The 18,024-nt window shown below is 63.5% G+C and carries 16 protein-coding genes; 8 read left to right on the top strand and 8 right to left on the bottom strand.

Translation table 11 applies throughout. The features are described 5' to 3' along the window. Nucleotides 1-38 precede the first annotated feature (38 nt). From L4X63_RS03310 to L4X63_RS03325, 4 genes are all read right to left on the bottom strand, one after another. Nucleotides 39-3,776 carry a CxxxxCH/CxxCH domain c-type cytochrome gene (locus tag L4X63_RS03310; RefSeq protein ID WP_250677164.1) on the bottom strand — a complete coding sequence of 1,246 codons (3,738 nt, stop codon included), beginning with the start codon at nucleotides 3,774-3,776 and terminating at the stop codon, nucleotides 39-41. Nucleotides 3,777-4,192: 416 nt separating this feature from the next. Continuing rightward, nucleotides 4,193-5,638 (bottom strand): heavy metal sensor histidine kinase, encoded by a 1,446-nt coding sequence (locus tag L4X63_RS03315; RefSeq protein WP_250677165.1) that lies wholly within the window; start codon nucleotides 5,636-5,638, stop codon nucleotides 4,193-4,195. Continuing rightward, nucleotides 5,622-6,308 carry a response regulator gene (locus L4X63_RS03320; protein WP_250677166.1) on the bottom strand — a complete coding sequence of 229 codons (687 nt, stop codon included), beginning with the start codon at nucleotides 6,306-6,308 and terminating at the stop codon, nucleotides 5,622-5,624. The genes L4X63_RS03315 and L4X63_RS03320 overlap by 17 nt, the downstream gene beginning before the upstream one ends. A gap of 350 nt (nucleotides 6,309-6,658) precedes the next feature. Next, nucleotides 6,659-7,708 (bottom strand): GspE/PulE/PilB domain-containing protein, encoded by a 1,050-nt coding sequence (locus L4X63_RS03325; RefSeq protein ID WP_250677167.1) that lies wholly within the window; start codon nucleotides 7,706-7,708, stop codon nucleotides 6,659-6,661. Nucleotides 7,709-8,012: 304 nt separating this feature from the next. On the opposite strand from L4X63_RS03325, the gene L4X63_RS03330 reads away from it, so the two are divergent. The 5 genes from L4X63_RS03330 (at nucleotide 8,013) to L4X63_RS03350 (ending at nucleotide 10,756) form a co-directional block, all read left to right on the top strand. After that, on the top strand, nucleotides 8,013-8,258 hold the full coding sequence (locus L4X63_RS03330; RefSeq protein ID WP_250677168.1) for an AtpZ/AtpI family protein: 246 nt from the start codon (nucleotides 8,013-8,015) through the stop codon (nucleotides 8,256-8,258). Continuing rightward, a complete protein-coding gene (locus tag L4X63_RS03335) occupies nucleotides 8,227-8,616 on the top strand; it encodes an ATP synthase subunit I (RefSeq protein ID WP_250677169.1) in 390 nt (129 codons plus the stop codon). The genes L4X63_RS03330 and L4X63_RS03335 overlap by 32 nt, the downstream gene beginning before the upstream one ends. Before the next feature lie 4 nt (nucleotides 8,617-8,620). Next, nucleotides 8,621-9,310, top strand: coding sequence for a F0F1 ATP synthase subunit A (gene atpB, locus L4X63_RS03340; RefSeq protein ID WP_250677170.1), 690 nt, complete (start codon nucleotides 8,621-8,623; stop codon nucleotides 9,308-9,310). A gap of 68 nt (nucleotides 9,311-9,378) precedes the next feature. Then, nucleotides 9,379-9,663, top strand: a complete 285-nt coding sequence (gene atpE, locus L4X63_RS03345; RefSeq protein WP_250677171.1) for an ATP synthase F0 subunit C — start codon at nucleotides 9,379-9,381, stop codon at nucleotides 9,661-9,663. Between the two features lie 379 nt (nucleotides 9,664-10,042). Then, nucleotides 10,043-10,756: a phosphatase gene (locus tag L4X63_RS03350; RefSeq protein WP_250677172.1), complete on the top strand. Its 714-nt coding sequence runs from the start codon at nucleotides 10,043-10,045 to the stop codon at nucleotides 10,754-10,756. A 184-nt stretch (nucleotides 10,757-10,940) separates the two neighbouring features. On the opposite strand, the gene L4X63_RS03355 is transcribed toward L4X63_RS03350, so the two are convergent. Together L4X63_RS03355 and L4X63_RS03360 are read right to left on the bottom strand one after the other, a co-directional pair. Next, a complete protein-coding gene (locus L4X63_RS03355) occupies nucleotides 10,941-11,861 on the bottom strand; it encodes a DMT family transporter (RefSeq protein ID WP_250677173.1) in 921 nt (306 codons plus the stop codon). 5 nt (nucleotides 11,862-11,866) lie between these two features. Next, nucleotides 11,867-13,447 carry a peptide chain release factor 3 gene (locus tag L4X63_RS03360; RefSeq protein WP_250677174.1) on the bottom strand — a complete coding sequence of 527 codons (1,581 nt, stop codon included), beginning with the start codon at nucleotides 13,445-13,447 and terminating at the stop codon, nucleotides 11,867-11,869. 131 nt (nucleotides 13,448-13,578) lie between these two features. On the opposite strand from L4X63_RS03360, the gene L4X63_RS03365 reads away from it, so the two are divergent. The 3 genes from L4X63_RS03365 to L4X63_RS03375 all read left to right on the top strand — a co-directional run bounded on the left by L4X63_RS03365 (nucleotide 13,579) and on the right by L4X63_RS03375 (nucleotide 15,666). Further along, nucleotides 13,579-14,289: a PilZ domain-containing protein gene (locus tag L4X63_RS03365; RefSeq protein WP_250677175.1), complete on the top strand. Its 711-nt coding sequence runs from the start codon at nucleotides 13,579-13,581 to the stop codon at nucleotides 14,287-14,289. Nucleotides 14,290-14,291: 2 nt separating this feature from the next. Next, entirely contained in the window at nucleotides 14,292-15,068 is a 777-nt protein-coding gene (locus tag L4X63_RS03370; RefSeq protein WP_250677176.1) for a TatD family hydrolase, read from the top strand. 100 nt (nucleotides 15,069-15,168) lie between these two features. Beyond that, complete coding sequence (locus L4X63_RS03375; protein ID WP_250677177.1) at nucleotides 15,169-15,666, top strand: ferritin-like domain-containing protein; 498 nt, start codon at nucleotides 15,169-15,171, stop codon at nucleotides 15,664-15,666. Between the two features lie 134 nt (nucleotides 15,667-15,800). Here the strand turns inward: L4X63_RS03375 and L4X63_RS03380 are convergent, their stop codons facing one another. Then, entirely contained in the window at nucleotides 15,801-16,562 is a 762-nt protein-coding gene (locus L4X63_RS03380; RefSeq protein WP_250677178.1) for a transglycosylase SLT domain-containing protein, read from the bottom strand. Nucleotides 16,563-16,577: 15 nt separating this feature from the next. Continuing rightward, complete coding sequence (locus L4X63_RS03385; protein WP_250677179.1) at nucleotides 16,578-17,978, bottom strand: sigma-54-dependent transcriptional regulator; 1,401 nt, start codon at nucleotides 17,976-17,978, stop codon at nucleotides 16,578-16,580. Nucleotides 17,979-18,024: the final 46 nt, after the last annotated feature.

Here is an 18,024-nt window from a genome sequence, read left to right on the forward strand (position 1 = left end):
TCTCAAGTAAGCGTTTCGTTCCCGGCCTTACTCTTTACCTAGAGAGCGGAGTGGCAGTCGACGCAGGAGAGCGCGCCGCCATTCCATTTCGGGGTGCCGCCGTTATGGCAGGCGATGTTCGAGCAGCTCTTGTCGCCGCTGTTGAAGATCCCGGCGTTGAGCGGGAGCTTCCCGACGTCGTAGGAGGTGACCCCGGTCTTGTAGCTGCCGTTGTTCCTGGTCCAGATGGCCGAGTAGCTGCTGAAGGCGGAAGGCCGTACCTGCGCCTTGGACACCAGGGTCACCGCCTTGAGGGCGATGTCCACCGTCCCGTTGAGGTGCATCCCCTTGTCGAGGATCGGGGTACCCTTGGCCGGGGAGCCGACCCCCGTGTGGCACGAGGTGCAGGCGGGGTGGTTGTCGTTGGCGTTGTTGGTGACCGAGGCGCTGTGGCAAAGGTCGCAGTTGATGGTGGTCGACTGGTTCGGGTCGCCGTGGCCGGCCGCGGTGCCGGGCTGGCCGGCGGCCGGGAGGAGTGCCCCGGTGCCGTCGAAGATCTGCTTGTAGTGGACCCCGACCACGTGGGCCTGGTGGGCCCCGGTGGCCGGCGAGTTGCCGTGGCACATCGCGCAGCGGTCACCGGTGTAGAGCTCCGGATGGTACCAGTCCGGCGAGACGGTGTAGAAGAGCGAGCCGCCCGCGCCGCCGTTGGAGTGGCAGTAGGCGGCCGAGCAGGTCACGCTCACCCCGGGGGTACCGGCGATGCCGGAGCCGGTATTCCCCACCCCGGAGACCACCACGGAGGGGCTGTTCTTGCTCTTCAAGGAGCCGTCGCTGGACGGGATGAGCGAGACGGTGACCCTGCCGTCCAGGTGGCTCGCCACGTCGGTCGGGTGGCACAGGCCGCAGCCGAACCGGTACTCGCTGGCGGTGGAGTTGTTGGCGGTCGAGCCGTAGACGGTGGGGGCCGCGATCCCGATGTGGGCGGCATGGGAGCCGCTCAGGGAGGCGAGCGGGTGGCAGAAGTCGCAACCGGAGGTGTTGGCGGTATTCCACACCGGGCTCTGGTAGCTCCCCTTACCGTTGGAGTGGCAGTAGACCCCCGAGCAGTTCGGGGCGTAGTAGGTCCCGCCGTTGGCCAGCACCAGGTCGGTGCGGCCGTTCAGGTGGAGCCCCCCGCCCGCCACCAGCGCGGTGGCGGATGCCGCGGTGGCGCTGTGGCAGTCGGCGCAGGTGATGGTGCGCATGGTCGTGTTCAGGTGGGCGGTGTGGCTGCCGGTGGTGTTGCTGTGGCAGCTCGTACAGGCGCTCTTGTTCTGGAACGCGGTGACGGCATTTGCGTCGGCCCGCTGGATCAGCCCCTGGTCGACCAGGGCGTTCAGGGCGGAGTCGATCGAGCCGGTCAGCTGGCCGTTGTAGAGGACGTCGATGGAGTCGATCGCGAGCCTCTTCGCGTAGGCCTGGTTGTGGGCGAAGGCCCCCGGGTCGGCGGCCAGGTACTTGTAGTTGAAGGCCGCCCCCATCGCGTTGGCCCCGGCCTGGCCGGAGCCCCAGCTGGTGGCAGAGAAGTACGGGTAGTTGGGCGAATAGGTGAAGCCCTTGTACTGCAGCATCGCCTTCAGCACGTTGAGGGCGTTGTTGAGGGCGGACTGGTCGGCGGCCAGCCCTACCACGGTCAGGTTATTGCCGTGGCAGGATGCGCAGACCCCGGCGGCGATGCCGCTCACGTTGCCGTTGGCGTCCAGGGTGGCGGCCTGGTAGCTGTGCTTCTCCGGGGAGGTCATGTGGCAGGCCACGCAGGGGCCGCTGGTGCCGGTCCCCTTCAGGTCGTCCATGCCGGCCAGCCGGTGCGAGTTGGAGGAGTAGAAGCTGTAGCTCCCCCCGGGGAAGTGGTAGCCCCCGTTACCCTGCACGGTGGCGCCCGCCGCCAGGTAGTGCGGAGCGATGAACGGGAGGCTGGTGAAATCGGCGGTCCCGGCCTTGGCCTGGATGCTCGCCCCGTTGTTGCGGCCGCTGTGGCAGCTTACGCAGAGGTTGGAGGTGGCCATGTCGTGGTTGAGCGAGGGATCCACATCGAAAGGAGCCACCGGCTTGCGGACCCGGACCACGCCGTTGCCGACGTCGCTGTGGCAGGCCTTGCAGGTGATGACCTCCTTGGTCGGATCGCCCGCCTGGCCCCAGGCCTTGGTGACCTTGCCCGAGGAGAAGGCCACGAAGCCGGTGGTGGTGTGGCACTTCACGCAGCCGTCCTTCGTCTTGAAGTCGTAGGCATTGAAGGGGGCGTCGGCGGTGGCGGCGTGCCCGCTGCCGGCCCACTGGCCACGCACGGTCGCGTTACCGGGGACGTCCACGTGGCAGTCCATGCAGGTCGCCTTGGCGGTCACGTAGGAGGCCTGGGCGGTGGTGCTGTTGTAGAAGTGCGCCGAGGTGGCCCCGGCGACGCTCGCCGCCGTGGAGTGCGGATTGTGGCAGGCGAGGCAGGGGGAGCTTCCCATCGGGAAGGGGTGATTGACCACGATACCGGTGGTGGCGTGGCAGTCGGCGCACAGGGTCGGCGACAGGCCGGGGTTGTGGACCCCCTGCTTGTGACAGGTCGTGCAGACGAAGCCGTTGGCCTTGTGGGGCGAGGCTTCGAAGTCGCTCCCGATCGCCGGCGCATGGCAGCGGACGCAGTAGTAATCGCCGACGGTACCCGCCTTGGCGGCGGTGACCTTGAAGGTGGTGGCGCTCACCGACTCGCGGACGATCGGGCCGGGCATGGTGGTGTGGCAGACCACGCAGTCGATCTGGTTCTGCCGGTGAAGGGAGGCGAGCCAGAGCGAGGGGACCTGCTGGACGGTCTGGCTGGCGGTGAGATGGCAGGTCAGGGCGCAGGAGCTCAGCACCTCGTTGGTGGAGTCCCTGCCGAACTCGGCCGAGACCGTGATCAGGCTGCTGGTGTCGTTGGAGATGATGATCTTGACCGGGCCGCGGAAGGGGGCCGTCTGGTTGCCGCGGCCGTCCTGCATCACCACCGAGGTGGTCGGGTTGGCGCCGGTCACGGTGACCTTGGTTACCAGGTTGTTGGTCCCGGTCGGGGTGACGGTCATGCCGGCCATCCCGCCGTAGGCGACGTTGACCGGGGAGGGGGTGATGGTGCCGCCGGTCACGCTCGCGGCCTGGATGGACATGAGGTTCCTGCTGTAGGTGGCAATTACCAGGAAGATCTTCCCGCTGGCGGAGGCGGGGTCGACGGTGAAGCTCGAGTCGGCGTCCAGGGTCACCTTGACGCCGTTGAGGGTGACCGTCTTGATGCTGTAGCCCGCCACCGGGGTCACCTTAACGGTCACCGGGGTGGTGTCGGTGTAGTTCTTCATGACCACCTTGCCGGCGGTGGCCAGCACGACCGGTGCCTCGGCCCCGCGGGTGGTGGTGATGTTCCCCCCCACGTTGCCGTTCTCGGTCTGCAGCTGCCAGGTCTTGGCGGAAGCGCCGGAGAGGCTGCGGGTCGCGAAGGTGGCCTCGAGCGACTGGGTCTCCGTCGAGCTCGGGCCGTTCTTGTAGAAGTCGACCACCATCGGGAGGGTGGGATCGGGGATGGAGACCGGTGCCCCGTTCCTGGTGACCGCCATGATCTTGTGGGTGGCGTCCGGGGCCACCACCACGCTCACCGCCCCCATGGTGGTGAAGTTGGTGTACCGGATGGAGCCGTACCCCGAGAGCGGGATGCCGTTACGGACGGTGACCGTCCCCCCTGCGTTGACGGTTTTCGTTCTGACATAGTATGTCGAGTACGCCCAGGCATAGAGGGCCGACATACAGATCAGACACAGCAGAGCCACTAAACTTTTCTTGAGCATAATACCCACCCCTTTGACATAACCTCATGCTGATATTGCTAGCCATTGCAGCGTTCCGAGAACGGGAAAGATCGGCCCTGTTCTGCAAAATATGCGCCAGTCATTTGGCGGAACGGCCGGCCAAGAAGCCGCGGGGCGGGAGGAAACGGGAGAGATGGCAATGTGGTTACGGGGCTTTACACGGTACGCGGGGGAGTGCGGTAAGAGAAGGGATGAAGAAAGGTGAGAAAAACAAGCGTCCGGCGCCTCTCCGTTTACGGAAGCGGGAATGGCCGCCGCCACCATTCCGCGCTGGTGCGGTAACCCTCCGCTAAAACGCACTTTATTGCGCAACGGGGAGGCAATGGGACGTTAACGAATCGGCATTAGGTAGATTAGAAAACTGTCAGTTTTCCATTTTCGGCGGGGGGAAAGGAGAGGGTCACCCGGGTTCCCACCCCCGGCTCGCTTTCGATCTCGACGCTCCCCAGGTGCATCTGCATGATCGCCTTTACGATGGCCAGGCCGAGGCCGGTCCCCTCCCGCACCTTCTCGTGGTCGTTTTGCACCCGGTAGAAGCGGTCGAAGATGTGGGGAAGGTGGACGGGGTCGATGCCGCAGCCGGTGTCGGCTATGGTGATCTCGGTGGTCGACTGCGGCCCCTGCCGGACGGAGACCGAGACGCTGCCCCCCGCGGGGGTGTGGGCCAGGGAGTTGCGGATCAGGTTGCTGAGGGCGCGGCGGATGAGGGTCTGGTCGGCAAGGATGGTCGCATTACCGCTGGTGGTGAGCTCGATCCCCGCCTCCTCGGCGGCGTCCAGGTAGTAGTCGAAGAGGTTCTCGATCTCGCTGGCGGCTTCGAGGGGCTGCAGGAAGAGGTCCTGCTTCTCGATGTCGGCCCGGGCCAGGAAGAGCATCCGGTCGATGATGGAGGAGAGCCGGCCGAACTCCTCCAGGCTCGCGGTCAGCGCCGCACGGTACTCCTCGGCGCTCCGCTCGCGGGAAAGGGCGATGTCGGCGGCCATCATGAGGGTGTTGATGGGGGTGCGCAGCTCGTGGGCCAGGTTACCCGAGTAGTGGGAAAGCCGGGCGAAGGACTCCTCCAGGCGGGCCAGCATGCTGTTGAAGGATTCGGCCAGCGAGACCAGCTCCACCGGGAGCGTGGAGTGATCGATCCTCGTGTGGAGCTCGCGCTTGGTGATGCTCAGGGCGGTCTGGGAGATGTCCTCCAGCGGCTTGAGCCCAAGCCAGACGATGAAATGGGAGCAGATGAAGGCGAAGAGAAGCCCCCACCCGATGAAGGCGATCATGGAGTAGCGGAGGGTGACACCCATGGTCCGCTGCTCGCGGGCGGTCACCCCGACCTGCAGCACCCCTCCCTTCCCGGTCAGCTGGTTCTCCTCGAGAGGGATCACCGCGAGCTGGAAGTAGTCGCCGTCGCCGCTTTTCCAGAGGTTGATGCGGTTGTCTTTCGGCAGCGGCACGAAGGCCGAACGGGGAAGCCGGGTCCCCATGGCGGGGCTTTCCCGGACCACACGCCCCCCACGGTCGATGAAGCGGAGCAGCGGGTGGACGTCGTCGGGCTCGTAGAGCTGCGACCGGAGCTCCTCCCCCACCAGCTCGAGGGCGTTGGGCTCCCGCAGCATCCGGGTAATGCCGGCGACCTCCTGCCGGAAGATCTTGTGGTCGGCGTTACGGAGCTGGTTGGTGCGGGCGCCGTAGAAGACCAGGCCGAAGAGGACGTAGCTTATGCAGACCGCGGCGATGTGCAGGATGGCGAGCCGCCTGGCGATCGACCAGTTGCGGCCCGGCTTTTGGGGGACTTTATTCCTGCGGGGCATCCCGGTCCTCGAGCACGTACCCTACCCCGCGCACGGTATGGATCAGTTTCTTCTCGAACGGCTCGTCCACCTTAGCCCTGAGGTTCCCCATCTTCACGTCCACGATCTTGAGGTTGCTGTCGAAACCGAGATTCCAGATCCTCTCCGCGATGCGGGAACGGGGAAGCACCTCGCCGTTACGCCTGATCAAAAGGGAAAGGAGGGCGAATTCCTTGGGGGTCAGGTCGAGCCTCTTGCCGCCGCGGGAGGCCCGGTGGGCGAAGAAGTTCACCACCAGGTCCGCAACCCGGATCTCGTCCTGCTGCACCACCGCGCCGCGGCGAAGCAGCGCCTGGATGCGGGCCATGAGCTCCGAGAAGGAGAACGGCTTGACGAGGTAGTCGTCGGCCCCGCTCTGCAGCCCGGTCACCCGGTCGTGGACCGAGTCGCGGGCGGTCAGGATGATGACCGGGGTGGAGATGCCGAGCCCGCGGATCCTCTTCAAGGCTTCCAGCCCGTTGATCCCGGGGAGCATCAGGTCAAGGATGATCAGATCGTATTCTTTTTTCTGGGCCATACTCACAGCTTCGAGGCCGTTATTGGTCAGGTCCGACATGATACTCATTTCGGCAAGACCTTTCTGAACCTGGGCCGCGGCCCTTGCTTCGTCTTCTACAACAAGGAAATACATGTGTCTAACCTCTCCTAACAGGGCTGCGGCATAACCATGGATTGGGTCGTGCTTTGAGCGGTGGGTGATACTATCAGCAGCCCTATGTGAATTGCAACACCTGAATATAGTGTAGTTGATGACGTCTCGATGACCAAGCGGAGGGGCTCTTTTTTTGCCGCGGCGAGGGCGGATCCGAAGAGTAAGACGGGGGCGGGGCCGGCCGGAGACCGGGAGTTCTCTGCAGAAATCGGGCCGGATTAGTTTCGGGTGGAGGGCGGCGGGGGTTGAAGGGAGGCGAGGCGAGCTGCCGCGGCTTCCGGCGGCAGCCCCGCCCGGCGGGTGCCGAAGCTTTCAGCAGGCAGAGGCTTTCAGCAGCTGTGGATCTGTTTGCGGAGGCAGGTCATGGCAAAGGCAAGCTCGGCCATCGAGGTCACCCGCTGCAGGTCGAAGGCCCCTCCCGAAAGGCGCCCCTGACGGTCGCAGACGCAGACGACGGCGGCGACCCGGCCGTCGAGGGAAACCGGGAGCAGGGCCGCAACCGCCGGCGCGGCGACCCCGAGGGCGCTGAAGAGCTTGTCGTTGCCGTCTCCGGTGACGACCTCGCCCACCACAAAGGAGCGCTCTTCGGCCACCGACTTCAGCAGGGGGATCTCGCCGACCGGTGAGGCGAAGGCCGCGGCCCGCTCGGGATCGACTCCCGCGCCCAGAGCGCGCACCCCGCTCACCGCCCCACCCTTCAATTTGAGGAAGGCGCCGACGTCGAACTCGGAGGCGAGGTACCGCATGAGGATGGAGAGGACCTCGGCGGCGGTGGTGGCCGACGAGAAACGCTCGGCCAGGAGCCTCGCATCGAGCGGCTCCTCTTCCTCCTCCCAGTGCGCGCCGGCCATCGGGTCGCCGCCGCGGTCGCTGGCCACCCCCTCCGGGGAGGATGGGTTGGCATACCTCGAGCGCGCGCCCCCCTCCACCGGAATGTAGCGGACGGCCCTCTTGATCCCGTAGTAGCGCTCGAGCGCAAGGGAGAGACGAAGGTCCGAACAGACCCGCGGCTGGACCACCATGCCGGTGACGAAGCCGATCTCTTCGATGGCGCGGAAGTCGGAGGGGTCGGCCATGGCGACGGTGAGCCGCCGCCCCGAGGCCGCCACCGGGAGAGCCCGGTAGCGCGCCACGAGCTCGGCCGGTATCAGGGCCAGCATTTCCGGGGGAAGGCCGTTCAGTTGCGCCGGTTCCACGCAGGGGACTCCGAGCTTCTCGTAGAGCGCCCGGGCCAGCTCCTCCTCGCTCAGAAACCCCATCTCCACCAGGTTGGTGCCCAGCCTGCCGCCATAGATCGCCTGGGCCTGGAGGGCCTGATCCAGCTGTTCCGGTTTCAGGGCCCCCACCTTCAGCAGCATCTCGCCTAGCATCGCTGACATGGTCACCTCCGCGGGAGGGATCCGGCGCGGGCACGCCGGCCGTGTCCCTCCATAGCTCGCGTTAAAATTCTCTATCAGTTTAACCACGCCGCCGAGGCACGCAACGGCCGAAATTTCTCCCGCCCTCCGCCCCGGCCGGCCGGTGGAGGGTGCGCCCGCAGGGGAGCAAAGGGAGACGGCCCGGTGAGATAAGTCGTTAATTAATTACCCCCTAGCGGCAAAATTAATTGACATTTTGTAGACAACCGTGCTATTTAGCCTAGGTTTTCGTCCGCGCTGGCCGCGGAGAGTGAGGTCAGTCGACATGGACGAGGATAAGAAGGGCCTGCTCAAGACGCTCGGCATGGTTTCCACCATGGGGATCGCCTTCGCGGTCGCCATCGCCATCGGGGTCTTCATCGGCCTCAAGGTCGACGCCTGGCTCGGCACCAAACCGTGGTTCTTTTTCATCTTTCTTTTCTTCGGCATCGCCGCGGGTTTCAGAAACCTGTGGGTAATCGCCGGGAAAGAAATGCGCAATGGCGGGCCGGACAACGATAAACGAGGATAACATCTTCCCCCGGCTGGTCATCGGCAGCCTCGCTCTGGCGGCGGTTGCCGGCGCGGCTACCGCGCTCTCGGTCTCCCCGAGGTTCGGGATCTCCCTTTTCACCGGGGGAGTGCTGGCGACGGCCAACTTCCTCTGGATCAGACAGGGGCTGCAGGCCGCCCTGAACCAGCTCCCGGCCAACGCCTCGCGTTTCGCGCTGTTCCGGTACCTCTTAAGGCTCGCCATCATGGCGCTCCTTCTGTACGTTTTGATCGTGAAGCTCAAGGCCAGCATCTTCGGCCTCCTGCTCGGGCTTTCGGTCCTCGTGATCAACATAATCGTCTTTTCAATATATCTGTCGGTCCGTAAAGGAGGCTAGCAGCATGGTTCATCCGTTTTTATTCCTGCAGTTTTTCCGCGAGTTGGTGAAACCCCTCGGCATCGGTGAGGGTGGCGCGGACGCTATCATCTACACCTGGCTGATCATGGCCCTTCTGGTGCTCCTCTCCCTGGCTGCCACCAAGGGTATGAAGGCGGTCCCCTCCGGGATGCAGAACTTCATGGAAGTCGTGGTGGGCGGCGTAGAGAACATGCTGGTGGAAACCATGGGCGAGCACGGCAAGCCGTTCTTCCCGCTGATCGCCACCCTGGCCATCTTCATCCTGGTCTCCAACCTGATCGGCCTGGTCCCGGGCTTCTTCCCGCCGACCGCCAACATCAACACCACCGCGGCCTGCGCAGTGGTGGTCTTCGTGACCACCCACATCGTCGGCCTCAAGGAGCACGGCGCCGGTTACATCAAGCACTTCCTGGGACCCATCGCCTGGCTGGCCCCAATGATGCTCTTCATCGAGCTGATCGGCCACTTCAGCCGCGTGATCTCCCTGACCCTTCGTCTCTTCGGTAACATGAACGGCCACGAGCTGGTGCTCATCATCTTCTTCGGTCTGGCTCCGTTCCTGGTGCCGCTGCCGATGATGCTCATGGGCGTGCTCGTTTCCTTCATCCAGGCTTTCGTGTTCATGCTGCTCGCGATGATCTACATCCAGGGGTCGCTGGAGCACGCGCACTAACAAACCGGACTAAATCGATTTCGATTCCTATACTGTTTAGGAAAAATAAAACCTAGAAGGAGAAGCAAATGGAATTTTTTACTATGTGCGTTCTGGCAGCAGGCATCGGCATGGCTCTTGGTACCCTCGGTACCGGTATCGGTCAGGGTCTCGCGGTTAAATCCGCCGTTGAAGGCGTTTCCCGTAACCCGGGCGCTTCCGGCAAAATCCTGACCACCATGATGATCGGTCTGGCCATGATCGAGTCCCTCGCTATCTACGCCCTGGTTGTCTGCCTCATCATCCTCTTCGCCAACCCCTACAAAGAAACCGCTCTGTCCCTGGCCAAAGCTGTTGGCGCCGCTGTGAAGTAAGTTTTACCCCAAGCTGAACCCGAAGGGGCGTACCGAAAGGTGCGCCCCTTTTTTTATTGCCTAAACCTCTTGAACGCGGATGACGCGGATTGAGCGGATTACCGCGGATACTGCAAAACCATATTCAAGGGAAAACCAAACCCACCACCCCAGCCTTCAGTTAGCCTTCAGTCAAACCGCGTATAATCACAGTCATTGCCCCCTAGCCAGCTGCCTGCCGAAGGGTCCCCTCCCCTTCAAGGGGAGGGACAGGGTGAGGATGGGGTAACTCTAAAAGATTTATCCGCGTAAATCCGTTCAATCCGCGTCATCCGCGTTCTACCGGTTTTGACTTTGGCCCCTTGTTGACATTTTGTAGACCATATGAAATAGTCCGGTCATGAATATCATCGCCGATCTGCACACCCACACCATCTCCTCCGGGCACGCCTACTCCACCGTCAACGAACTCGCCACCGCCGCCAGCCAGGCCGGACTGCAAGCGCTCGCCATCACCGACCACGGCCCCTCGATGCCCGGCGGCCCCCATCGCTACCACTTCAGCGCCATGCGCTTCATCCCCCGCACCATCGCCGGGGTCCGGATTCTCCGCGGCATCGAGGCCAACGTGCTGGACGACCGGGGAACCCTCGACCTGGAAGAGCCGGTCCTGGAGGAGCTCGACTTCGTGCTGGCAGGGCTGCACGAAAACTGCGGCTACTGCGGCAAGGACCGGGACCGCAACACCGAGACGCTCCTGAAGGTCATGGCCAATCCGCGCGTTCGCTGCATCTCCCACCCGGGCAATCCCGTCTACCCTCTCCATTACGAGGTCGTCGCCAAGGCGGCGCTGGACACCCGGACCGCGCTGGAGATCAACAATTCTTCGCTGGGACTCAGCCGGAAGGGGAGCTGCGAGAACTGCCTCGAGATCGCCAAGATCTGCGCCGCCATCGGCGCCCCCATCATGATCGGAAGCGACGCCCATATCGCCCAGGCGGTCGGGATCTTCGACGACGCGCTGGCTCTCGCCCAGTCGGCGGGCATCAGGGAGGAACAGGTGATCAACGCGTCGTACCCGCGGCTGCTCGAGTTCCTCGGCCTGGAAAATTAGCGGCAGAGAAGAGCCGTAACGCTCTTGAAAGCCGCCCGCGGGCACGGATTGCCCCACCTACACTTCATCTCACGCAATTGCAGGTCAACACAGGTGGACACAGGTGGACACAGGTGGACACAGGTGGACACAGGTGGACGCCGATGGACGCCGATGGACGCGAATAGGCGCGGATGACGCGGTATTATTTTCCTTCGGTGACTGAGCCGGCGAGGACGACGAGGCCGGCGAAGAGGAGGGGGATGCCGCTCATGGACATCATCGAGAGGCGCTCACCCAGGAAGAATATCCCCAGGAGGGCGGCGGTCAGCGGTTCGGCGAGGGAGAGGGTCACGGCGGTGGCGACGGGGACGGTCCGCAGGCCACGGACGAAGAGCCAGTAGGAGAGCGCGGTGACCATCACGCCGAGATAGAGCACCAGGGTCGCCCCTTTCGGAGTCGCGATCCACTGCAGGTTGGAAGTTAGAAGCAAGGGGGAAAGCAGCAGCGCCCCGATGCAGAAGACCACCGCCATCACCGCCTCGGCGGAACGCCCCGGAAGAAGCCCCTTGATCGCTATCGTATAGCTCGCGTAGGAAACCCCGGCCGCCACGGCCAAGAGCATGCCGACGGGGTTGACCGATATCCCCCCGCCACCCGCCGCCAAAAGCGCGCATCCCGCCAAGGCCAGCACGGTCGCCACCACCCACCGTCTTCCCGGCCGCTCGCCACGTACCACGAATCCCAGGACGCCCGCCATGATCGGGGAACTGCCGATGCCGACCAGGGTGCCGGCCGCCACTCCGGTCCGGCTTACCGCCGCGAAGAAGCAGAGCTGGTAGGAGGCGACGAAAGCGCCGGCCAGCAGGGTGGGAAGAAGCGGCCAGCGCTGTTTTCCCAGCCCGCCGCGGGCCAGGGCCAGCAGCAGTAAGGTGAGTCCGCCGACGACGAGACGCATGCCGCCGATACTGACCGGGGTCGCGCCGCTCGGGGCCAGGGCCTGCGTGGTGCCGGTGGTCCCCCAGAGGATTCCGGCGGCAAGCACCATGAGGGCGGCGGCGGTCAGGGATCCGGTTTGAGATCCAGCGGCGGCCTGGGCGGCTGATGTGTCGGGGGATAACGACATGGCTCTTAGCTGTGCTCGCGGGTGGCGTGGAAGGTGAGGTCTTTCCAGGTCTCCATGGTATTGTCGAGGCGCCACTGGCTGCCGGCAAGGTAGGCGAGATTCCCTTCCCCGTCGGTGTAGAGGCTCATCGCTTCCTTCTTCTGGAACTCGTCGAGCCTCTTACGGTCGCCGGTCACCCAGCGCGCGGTCACGTAGGAGACCGGCTCGTAGGCGGATTTGACCCCGTACTCGTGCTCGAGGCGATGCATGACCACGTCGAACTGCAGCATGCCGACCGCGCCGACGATCCAGTCGGCTCCCATGAGCGGCCTGAAGACCTGGGTGGTCCCCTCCTCGGCCAGCTGCACCAGCCCCTTCTCGAGCGCCTTGGATTTCAGCGGGTTCAGGATGCGGATCTTTTTGAAGTGTTCCGGCGCGAAGTTCGGGATGCCGGTGTACTTCAGGTCCTCCCCCTGGGTGAAGGTATCGCCGATCTTGATGGTCCCGTGGTTATGGATACCGATGATGTCCCCGGCGTAGGCTTCGTCGACATTGGTGCGGTCCTGGGCCATGAAGATGGTGGCGTTGGCGATCTGGACCTCGCGCCCCAGCCGGAGGTGCTTGACCTTCATGCCGCGGACGAACTTGCCGGAGCAGATCCTGAAAAAGGCGATGCGGTCGCGGTGGGCGGGATCCATGTTCGCCTGGATCTTGAAGGTGAAGCCGGTGAAAGGCTCCTCGTAGGGGGAGACGGTGCGGGTCAGCGTCTCGCGCGGCAGCGGCCCCGGGGCGTTCTCGATGAAGGAGTCCAAAAGCTGCTGGACGCCGAAGGTATTGATAGCGCTCCCGAAGAAGACCGGGGTCTGCTTCCCGGCCAGGTAGGCCTCGAGATCGAAGGGGTGGGCGGCACCTTCCAGAAGCTCCACGTCGGCCCTAAGCTCCTCGACCTGGCTTCCCAAAAGCTCGTCCAGCTTCGGGTCGTCGAGCCCCTTGACGGTGACGACCTCCCCTACCCCGTGGTCGGCGTCCGGATCGAAGAAGGAGATCTCCTTGGTGTAGAGATGGTAGGTACCGCGGAACCGTTTACCCATGCCGATCGGCCAGGTCATCGGGGCGCACTGGATGTTGAGGGTGCTCTCGATGTCGTCCAGGAGGTCGAGCGGTTCGCGCCCTTCGCGGTCGAGCTTGTTGATGAAGGTCATGATCGGGGTGTGGCGCAGGCGGCAGACCTCGAGGAGCTTCTTGGTCTGGCTCTCGACCCCTTTCACCGAGTCGATCACCATGAGGACCGAGTCCACCGCGGTGAGGGTCCGGTAGGTATCTTCGGAAAAATCGTTGTGGCCGGGGGTATCGAGGAGGTTGATCTCGAAGTCACGGTAGGTAAACTTCATGACGGACGAGGTGACCGAGATCCCGCGCTGCTTTTCCATCTCCATCCAGTCGCTGGTGGCGTGGCGGTTGGACTTCCTGGCCCGCACCTCCCCGGCCTGCTGGATGGCGCCGCCGAAAAGAAGGAGCTTTTCGGTGATGGTCGTTTTACCCGCGTCGGGGTGACTGATGATGGCGAAGGTACGCCTCTTCTCGATCTCCTGCTCGTTGTACCGCATTAAACTGACTCCCGTTATTAAAACTCTGGACAAAATAAAGGCGAAGAGGGTATCTTCGCCGAACCGAGTCGTATTATATTGGTGCGAGCGGGTAAAGGGCAACATTTTTTTCAGTTTTTCCAGGTGGGCGGATGAAAGACCAATACCAGAAGCTCCAACTCGCAGGGGAGAAAGAGGACCAGGCGGAGATCCTGGCTACCCTGGCAGCCATACGGGCAGGAAAACTCAAAAACGACCTGAAGCTCTTGAACTTCTACCGCGAGATCCCGGTCAGCTACGAGGCCGACATCGTGACGGTGGAAGAGGCCCACGCGGAGCTGCTGGTCCACCAGGTACAGGCGCTGGTGATCTCCCTGGAGAAGGTGGTCATCCTCAAGAGCAGCCACTTCCCGCGGGACGTCATCGCCAACGCCAACTACGCCAACGTCGAGAAGTCCAAAGTCGTTCTCTCCAGCTTTTCCTACGCCCTGGTGCGGGCCGAGAGGAGGATGTCGGTGCGGGTCGAGCTCTCCGATCCGATCTACGCGACCTTCACCTATCCGGAAGGCACGGTCGGGGGAAAACTCCACGACATGTCGCTGACCGGCATCACCATCAACGTGGTCGACGAACCGGCCGTCCTCCTCACCCAGCAGGGGGAGCTCTCCGTCACCTTGCCGATCGGCACCATTACCGTCCCCGCCTCCGTGCTGAAGGTCCTCCCCCTCAAGAGCGGGTTCCGTCTCGTCTTCCAGATCGAACTCACCCTCGCCACCGAGATCAGCATCTCCCAATACCTCTTCCGCCGCCAGGTCGAGATCATCAAGGAACTCAAAGACCACCCCAGCATCAAGCGCAACTAGCCATGCTGTTCGACAGCCACTGCCACCTCGACGATCCCCTGCTTCTCGACTCGCTTCCCGAGGTGCTGGCGGAAGCGGAGACGGCGGGGGTAGGAGGGATGCTGGTTCCCGGCGTCCACCCCGATGGCTGGCCGGTCATCGCATCGCTGGCCGCCGCCCATCCCCGGCTGATTCCCGCCTTCGGGCTCCACCCCATGCATGCCGCCCTCTGGAACGACCAACTCCTTGCCACCCTGCGCAGCTACTGCCGTAACGGCGCCGCCGTCGGCGAGATCGGCCTCGACTACCTCATCGCGTCCCCCGGCCGCGAGCTCCAGCGCGCCGCCTTCCGTGCCCAGCTCGCGCTCGCCTGCGACCTCGGGCTTCCGGTCCTCATTCACTGCCGCAAGGCCTTCGCCGACCTGCTTGCCATCATCGGCGAGGTGGCCGGCAGCAAGGTGAAGGGGGTCATGCACGCCTTCTCGGGGAGCCCGGAGACCGCCCGGGCCTGCCTCCGGACCGGGCTTTACATCTCGCTCGCCGGACCCGTCACCTTCTCCAACGCGGTCAAGCCCGCCCAAGTGGCAGCCTCCGTCCCGCTCGACCGCCTCCTCCTGGAGACCGACGCCCCCGACCTCACCCCGGAACCTCACCGCGGGCTCGCCAACCGCCCCGCCTTCCTTCCGTTCATCACCGATAAGGTCGCGTCGATCCGTGGCATCACCGCCGGCGAGCTCGCCCGGGCCACTTCCGCCAATGCCCGACGGCTCTTCGAACTGCCACCCTCATTAATTCCCTAAGTTTTCGTTATAATTAATCCTTTTCTGCTGTGAATTTGACCTCTGGCCAGCCTTGGATATACTTTCTCCCGCTATTCATGACTTGTGAGGAGGTGAATTCATGGGAAAACAGTACACGCTGCAGGAGGCCCTGAAACTGGCCATCAAGACCGAGAAGGAGAGCATGGAGTTCTACCGCAAGGCTGCGGCCATCACGGAGGACGACCGTTCCAAAAAAGTTTTCACTCTCCTGGCCAACGAGGAGATCGGTCACCTGAAGGCCTTCTTCGACCACTACGTGGGCGGGGACCTCGGTGACTTGAACAGCTACCTCGATGCACCGGTCGAGGAGGTCTCGGCCATCCACCGGGCCCTCGAGGAGGTGCTGGCGGCCGACGTTCACGAGCAAAAGGCACTGGAGATCGCCCTGCAGGAGGAGAAAGCCACCATCGATCTCTACACCGTACTGGCCTCGGAAATGGCCGACCAGCACGTGAAGCAGGTTTTCGAGACGGTCATCCGCGAGACCCAGAAGCATCACGACCTGATCGAGGACGAGTACATGCGGGTTATGACGATGGTGAGCAGCTCGGACCAGGACATCTACGTGAGGGAATAAAAGAGTCCGGCAGAAAATGGAAAAAGCCTCCGCACTTGCAAGTACGGAGGCTTTTTTTGTGCCGTCATTGGCGCCCCCTACCCTTCGAGGGGAGGGCCAGGGTGAGGATGGGGTTCCCCATCAGAGCCCGGCCACTAGGCGGCGTACTGCGAGTAGTAGCTCTTGACCTTGGCGAGGTAGAGCCTGGTCTCCTTCGGCAGCCGGTCGGTGCCGTGGCGGTCGACTCTGCCCGGCCCCCAGTTGTAGGCGGCCAGCGCCTCGTCGACGTTTCCGCCGTAGCGGCTCAGCAGATCCTTGAGAAAACGGGTGCCCGCCATGACGTTTTGCTCCGGATCGAAGGCATCGGTGACCCCGAGTCCCCTCGCGGTGGAGGGCATAAGCTGCATGAGCCCCTGGGCCCCGACCGGGGAAACGGCGCGGGGGTTGAAGTCGCTTTCGGCCTTGATGACCGCCTTGATGAGGCCGCCGTCCACCCCGTAACGCTGGGAGGCCTTCTGTATGATTCCATCCAGGCCGCCGGAGACCGGAGCGGCGGCGGATCCGCCGCCATCCCCTTCCAGGGCGTCGCCAACCTGCTGTCCGGTTCCCTGGGGTGTTCCCCAGGCGGCCACCGGGCTCTCCTTGGGAAGCTGTTCGAGGAAGCGGTCGAGAAGGCTCTGAACACCGGCGCTGACCGCGTTTCCCTGGCGGGAGTTATCGTCCCCGAGGTTCATGGCCGAGTTCAGCATCTTGAGGCGGAGGATTTCGGCGGCCGTGGCCGGAGAAACAGGCTCTCCCTTCCCGGTCCCCTCCAGCACCTGCTGGAAATGGGTCCCGGGCGTGGAGCCCTGGGGGGAGGTGGAATTCTTGGTGGGGGTCAAACCCTGCTGCGCTGCCGCTACCGGGTCAATCGACATTGCGTGGTGCCTCTTTTACTGGTTGAGCACTCCGTCGTACACCAGTTTCTTTTTCTTCAACTTTTCGATCAGGGTGGTCCGCTTGAGATTGAGGAGCTCGGCGGCCTCCTTCTTATTCCCCCGGCTCTTTTGCAGGGCCTGGAGGATCAGCTTGTTCTCGAATTCTTCGACGGCGCTGTTCAGGCAGAAACCGTCGTCCGGAAGGGTGATCTCGTCGCTGCGGAGCACCGAGGCCGCCTTGCCGCTCCGGTACTTCTCGGGGAGATCGCTGGCGGTGATGAGGCCGGAACCCTTGATGATCACCATCCGCTCGACCAGGTTCTCCAGCTCGCGGACGTTGCCGGGCCAGTCGTAGTGGGTCAGGATTTCCATCACCTGACGGTCGAACCCCTGCACCTTGCTCTGCTTCCCCTTGTTGAAACGCTCCAGGAAGTGGTTGAGGAGGAGCGCGATGTCGGTCCCCCGCTCCCTCAAGGGGGGGAGGGTGATGGGGATCACGGAGAGCCGGTAGTAGAGATCCTCGCGGAAGCTCTTGGAGGAGACCATCTGCTCGAGGTTTTGGTTGGTCGCGGCGATGATCCTGACGTCGACCTTCTTGGACCGGGTGGCACCGACCGGTTCCACCTCGCGGTTTTGCAGCACCCGCAAAAGCTTGACCTGGAGGTTGGCCTTCATGTCCCCGATCTCGTCGAGGAAGAGGGTCCCCTTGTCGGCCATCTCGAAGCGCCCGATGCGGGTGGCGACCGCTCCGGTGAAGGAGCCCTTGACGTGGCCGAAGAGCTCGCTCTCCAGGAGCTCGTCCGGGATGGCGGCGCAGTTGACGGCCACGAAGTTCTTTTCCAGCCGGGTGGAGAGGTCGTGGATGGCGCGGGCCACCAGCTCCTTCCCGGTCCCGGATTCACCCTGGATCAGCACGGTGGAGTCGGAGCCGGCCACTTTCTCGACCATCTCGAAGAGAGAGAGCATCTTCTCGCTCTCCCCGATGATGTTGTTGAGCAGCGCACGGTTCTTGATGCACGGTTTGGACCGAAAACTCTTGCTCTGCAGCGCCTGGTGCTCAAGCCCGCGTTTTACGTGGGTTTCCAGTTCCTCGAGGTTGAACGGCTTCTCCAGGTAGAAGAAGGCGCCGGCCTTCAAAAGATTGGCGGTCATCTCGAAATTGGCGAAGGCGCTGTAGGCGATGGTGACGATATCGGGGCGGATCGACTTCAGCTGCTTGATGAACTCCAGGCCGTTCACGCGGGGCATCATGATGTCGGTTATCACCATCTGCACGTCGTGAAGATCCACCTTCTGCAGGGCGTCCTGCCCGTCGAAGGCCTGAAAAACCTGGTAACCCTTGTAGCTTAAAAAGGCGGCAACGAAGTCTCTGGTTTTCTTGTCGTCATCCGCAATGAGTATCTTGGGTGATTCCATTGTCTCCCCGATTTCCACTAAAGTTGCCGGTTCCTGCACCGATAAA

Source organism: Geomonas sp. Red32 (assembly GCF_023652955.1).
Taxonomy (GTDB): domain Bacteria; phylum Desulfobacterota; class Desulfuromonadia; order Geobacterales; family Geobacteraceae; genus Geomonas.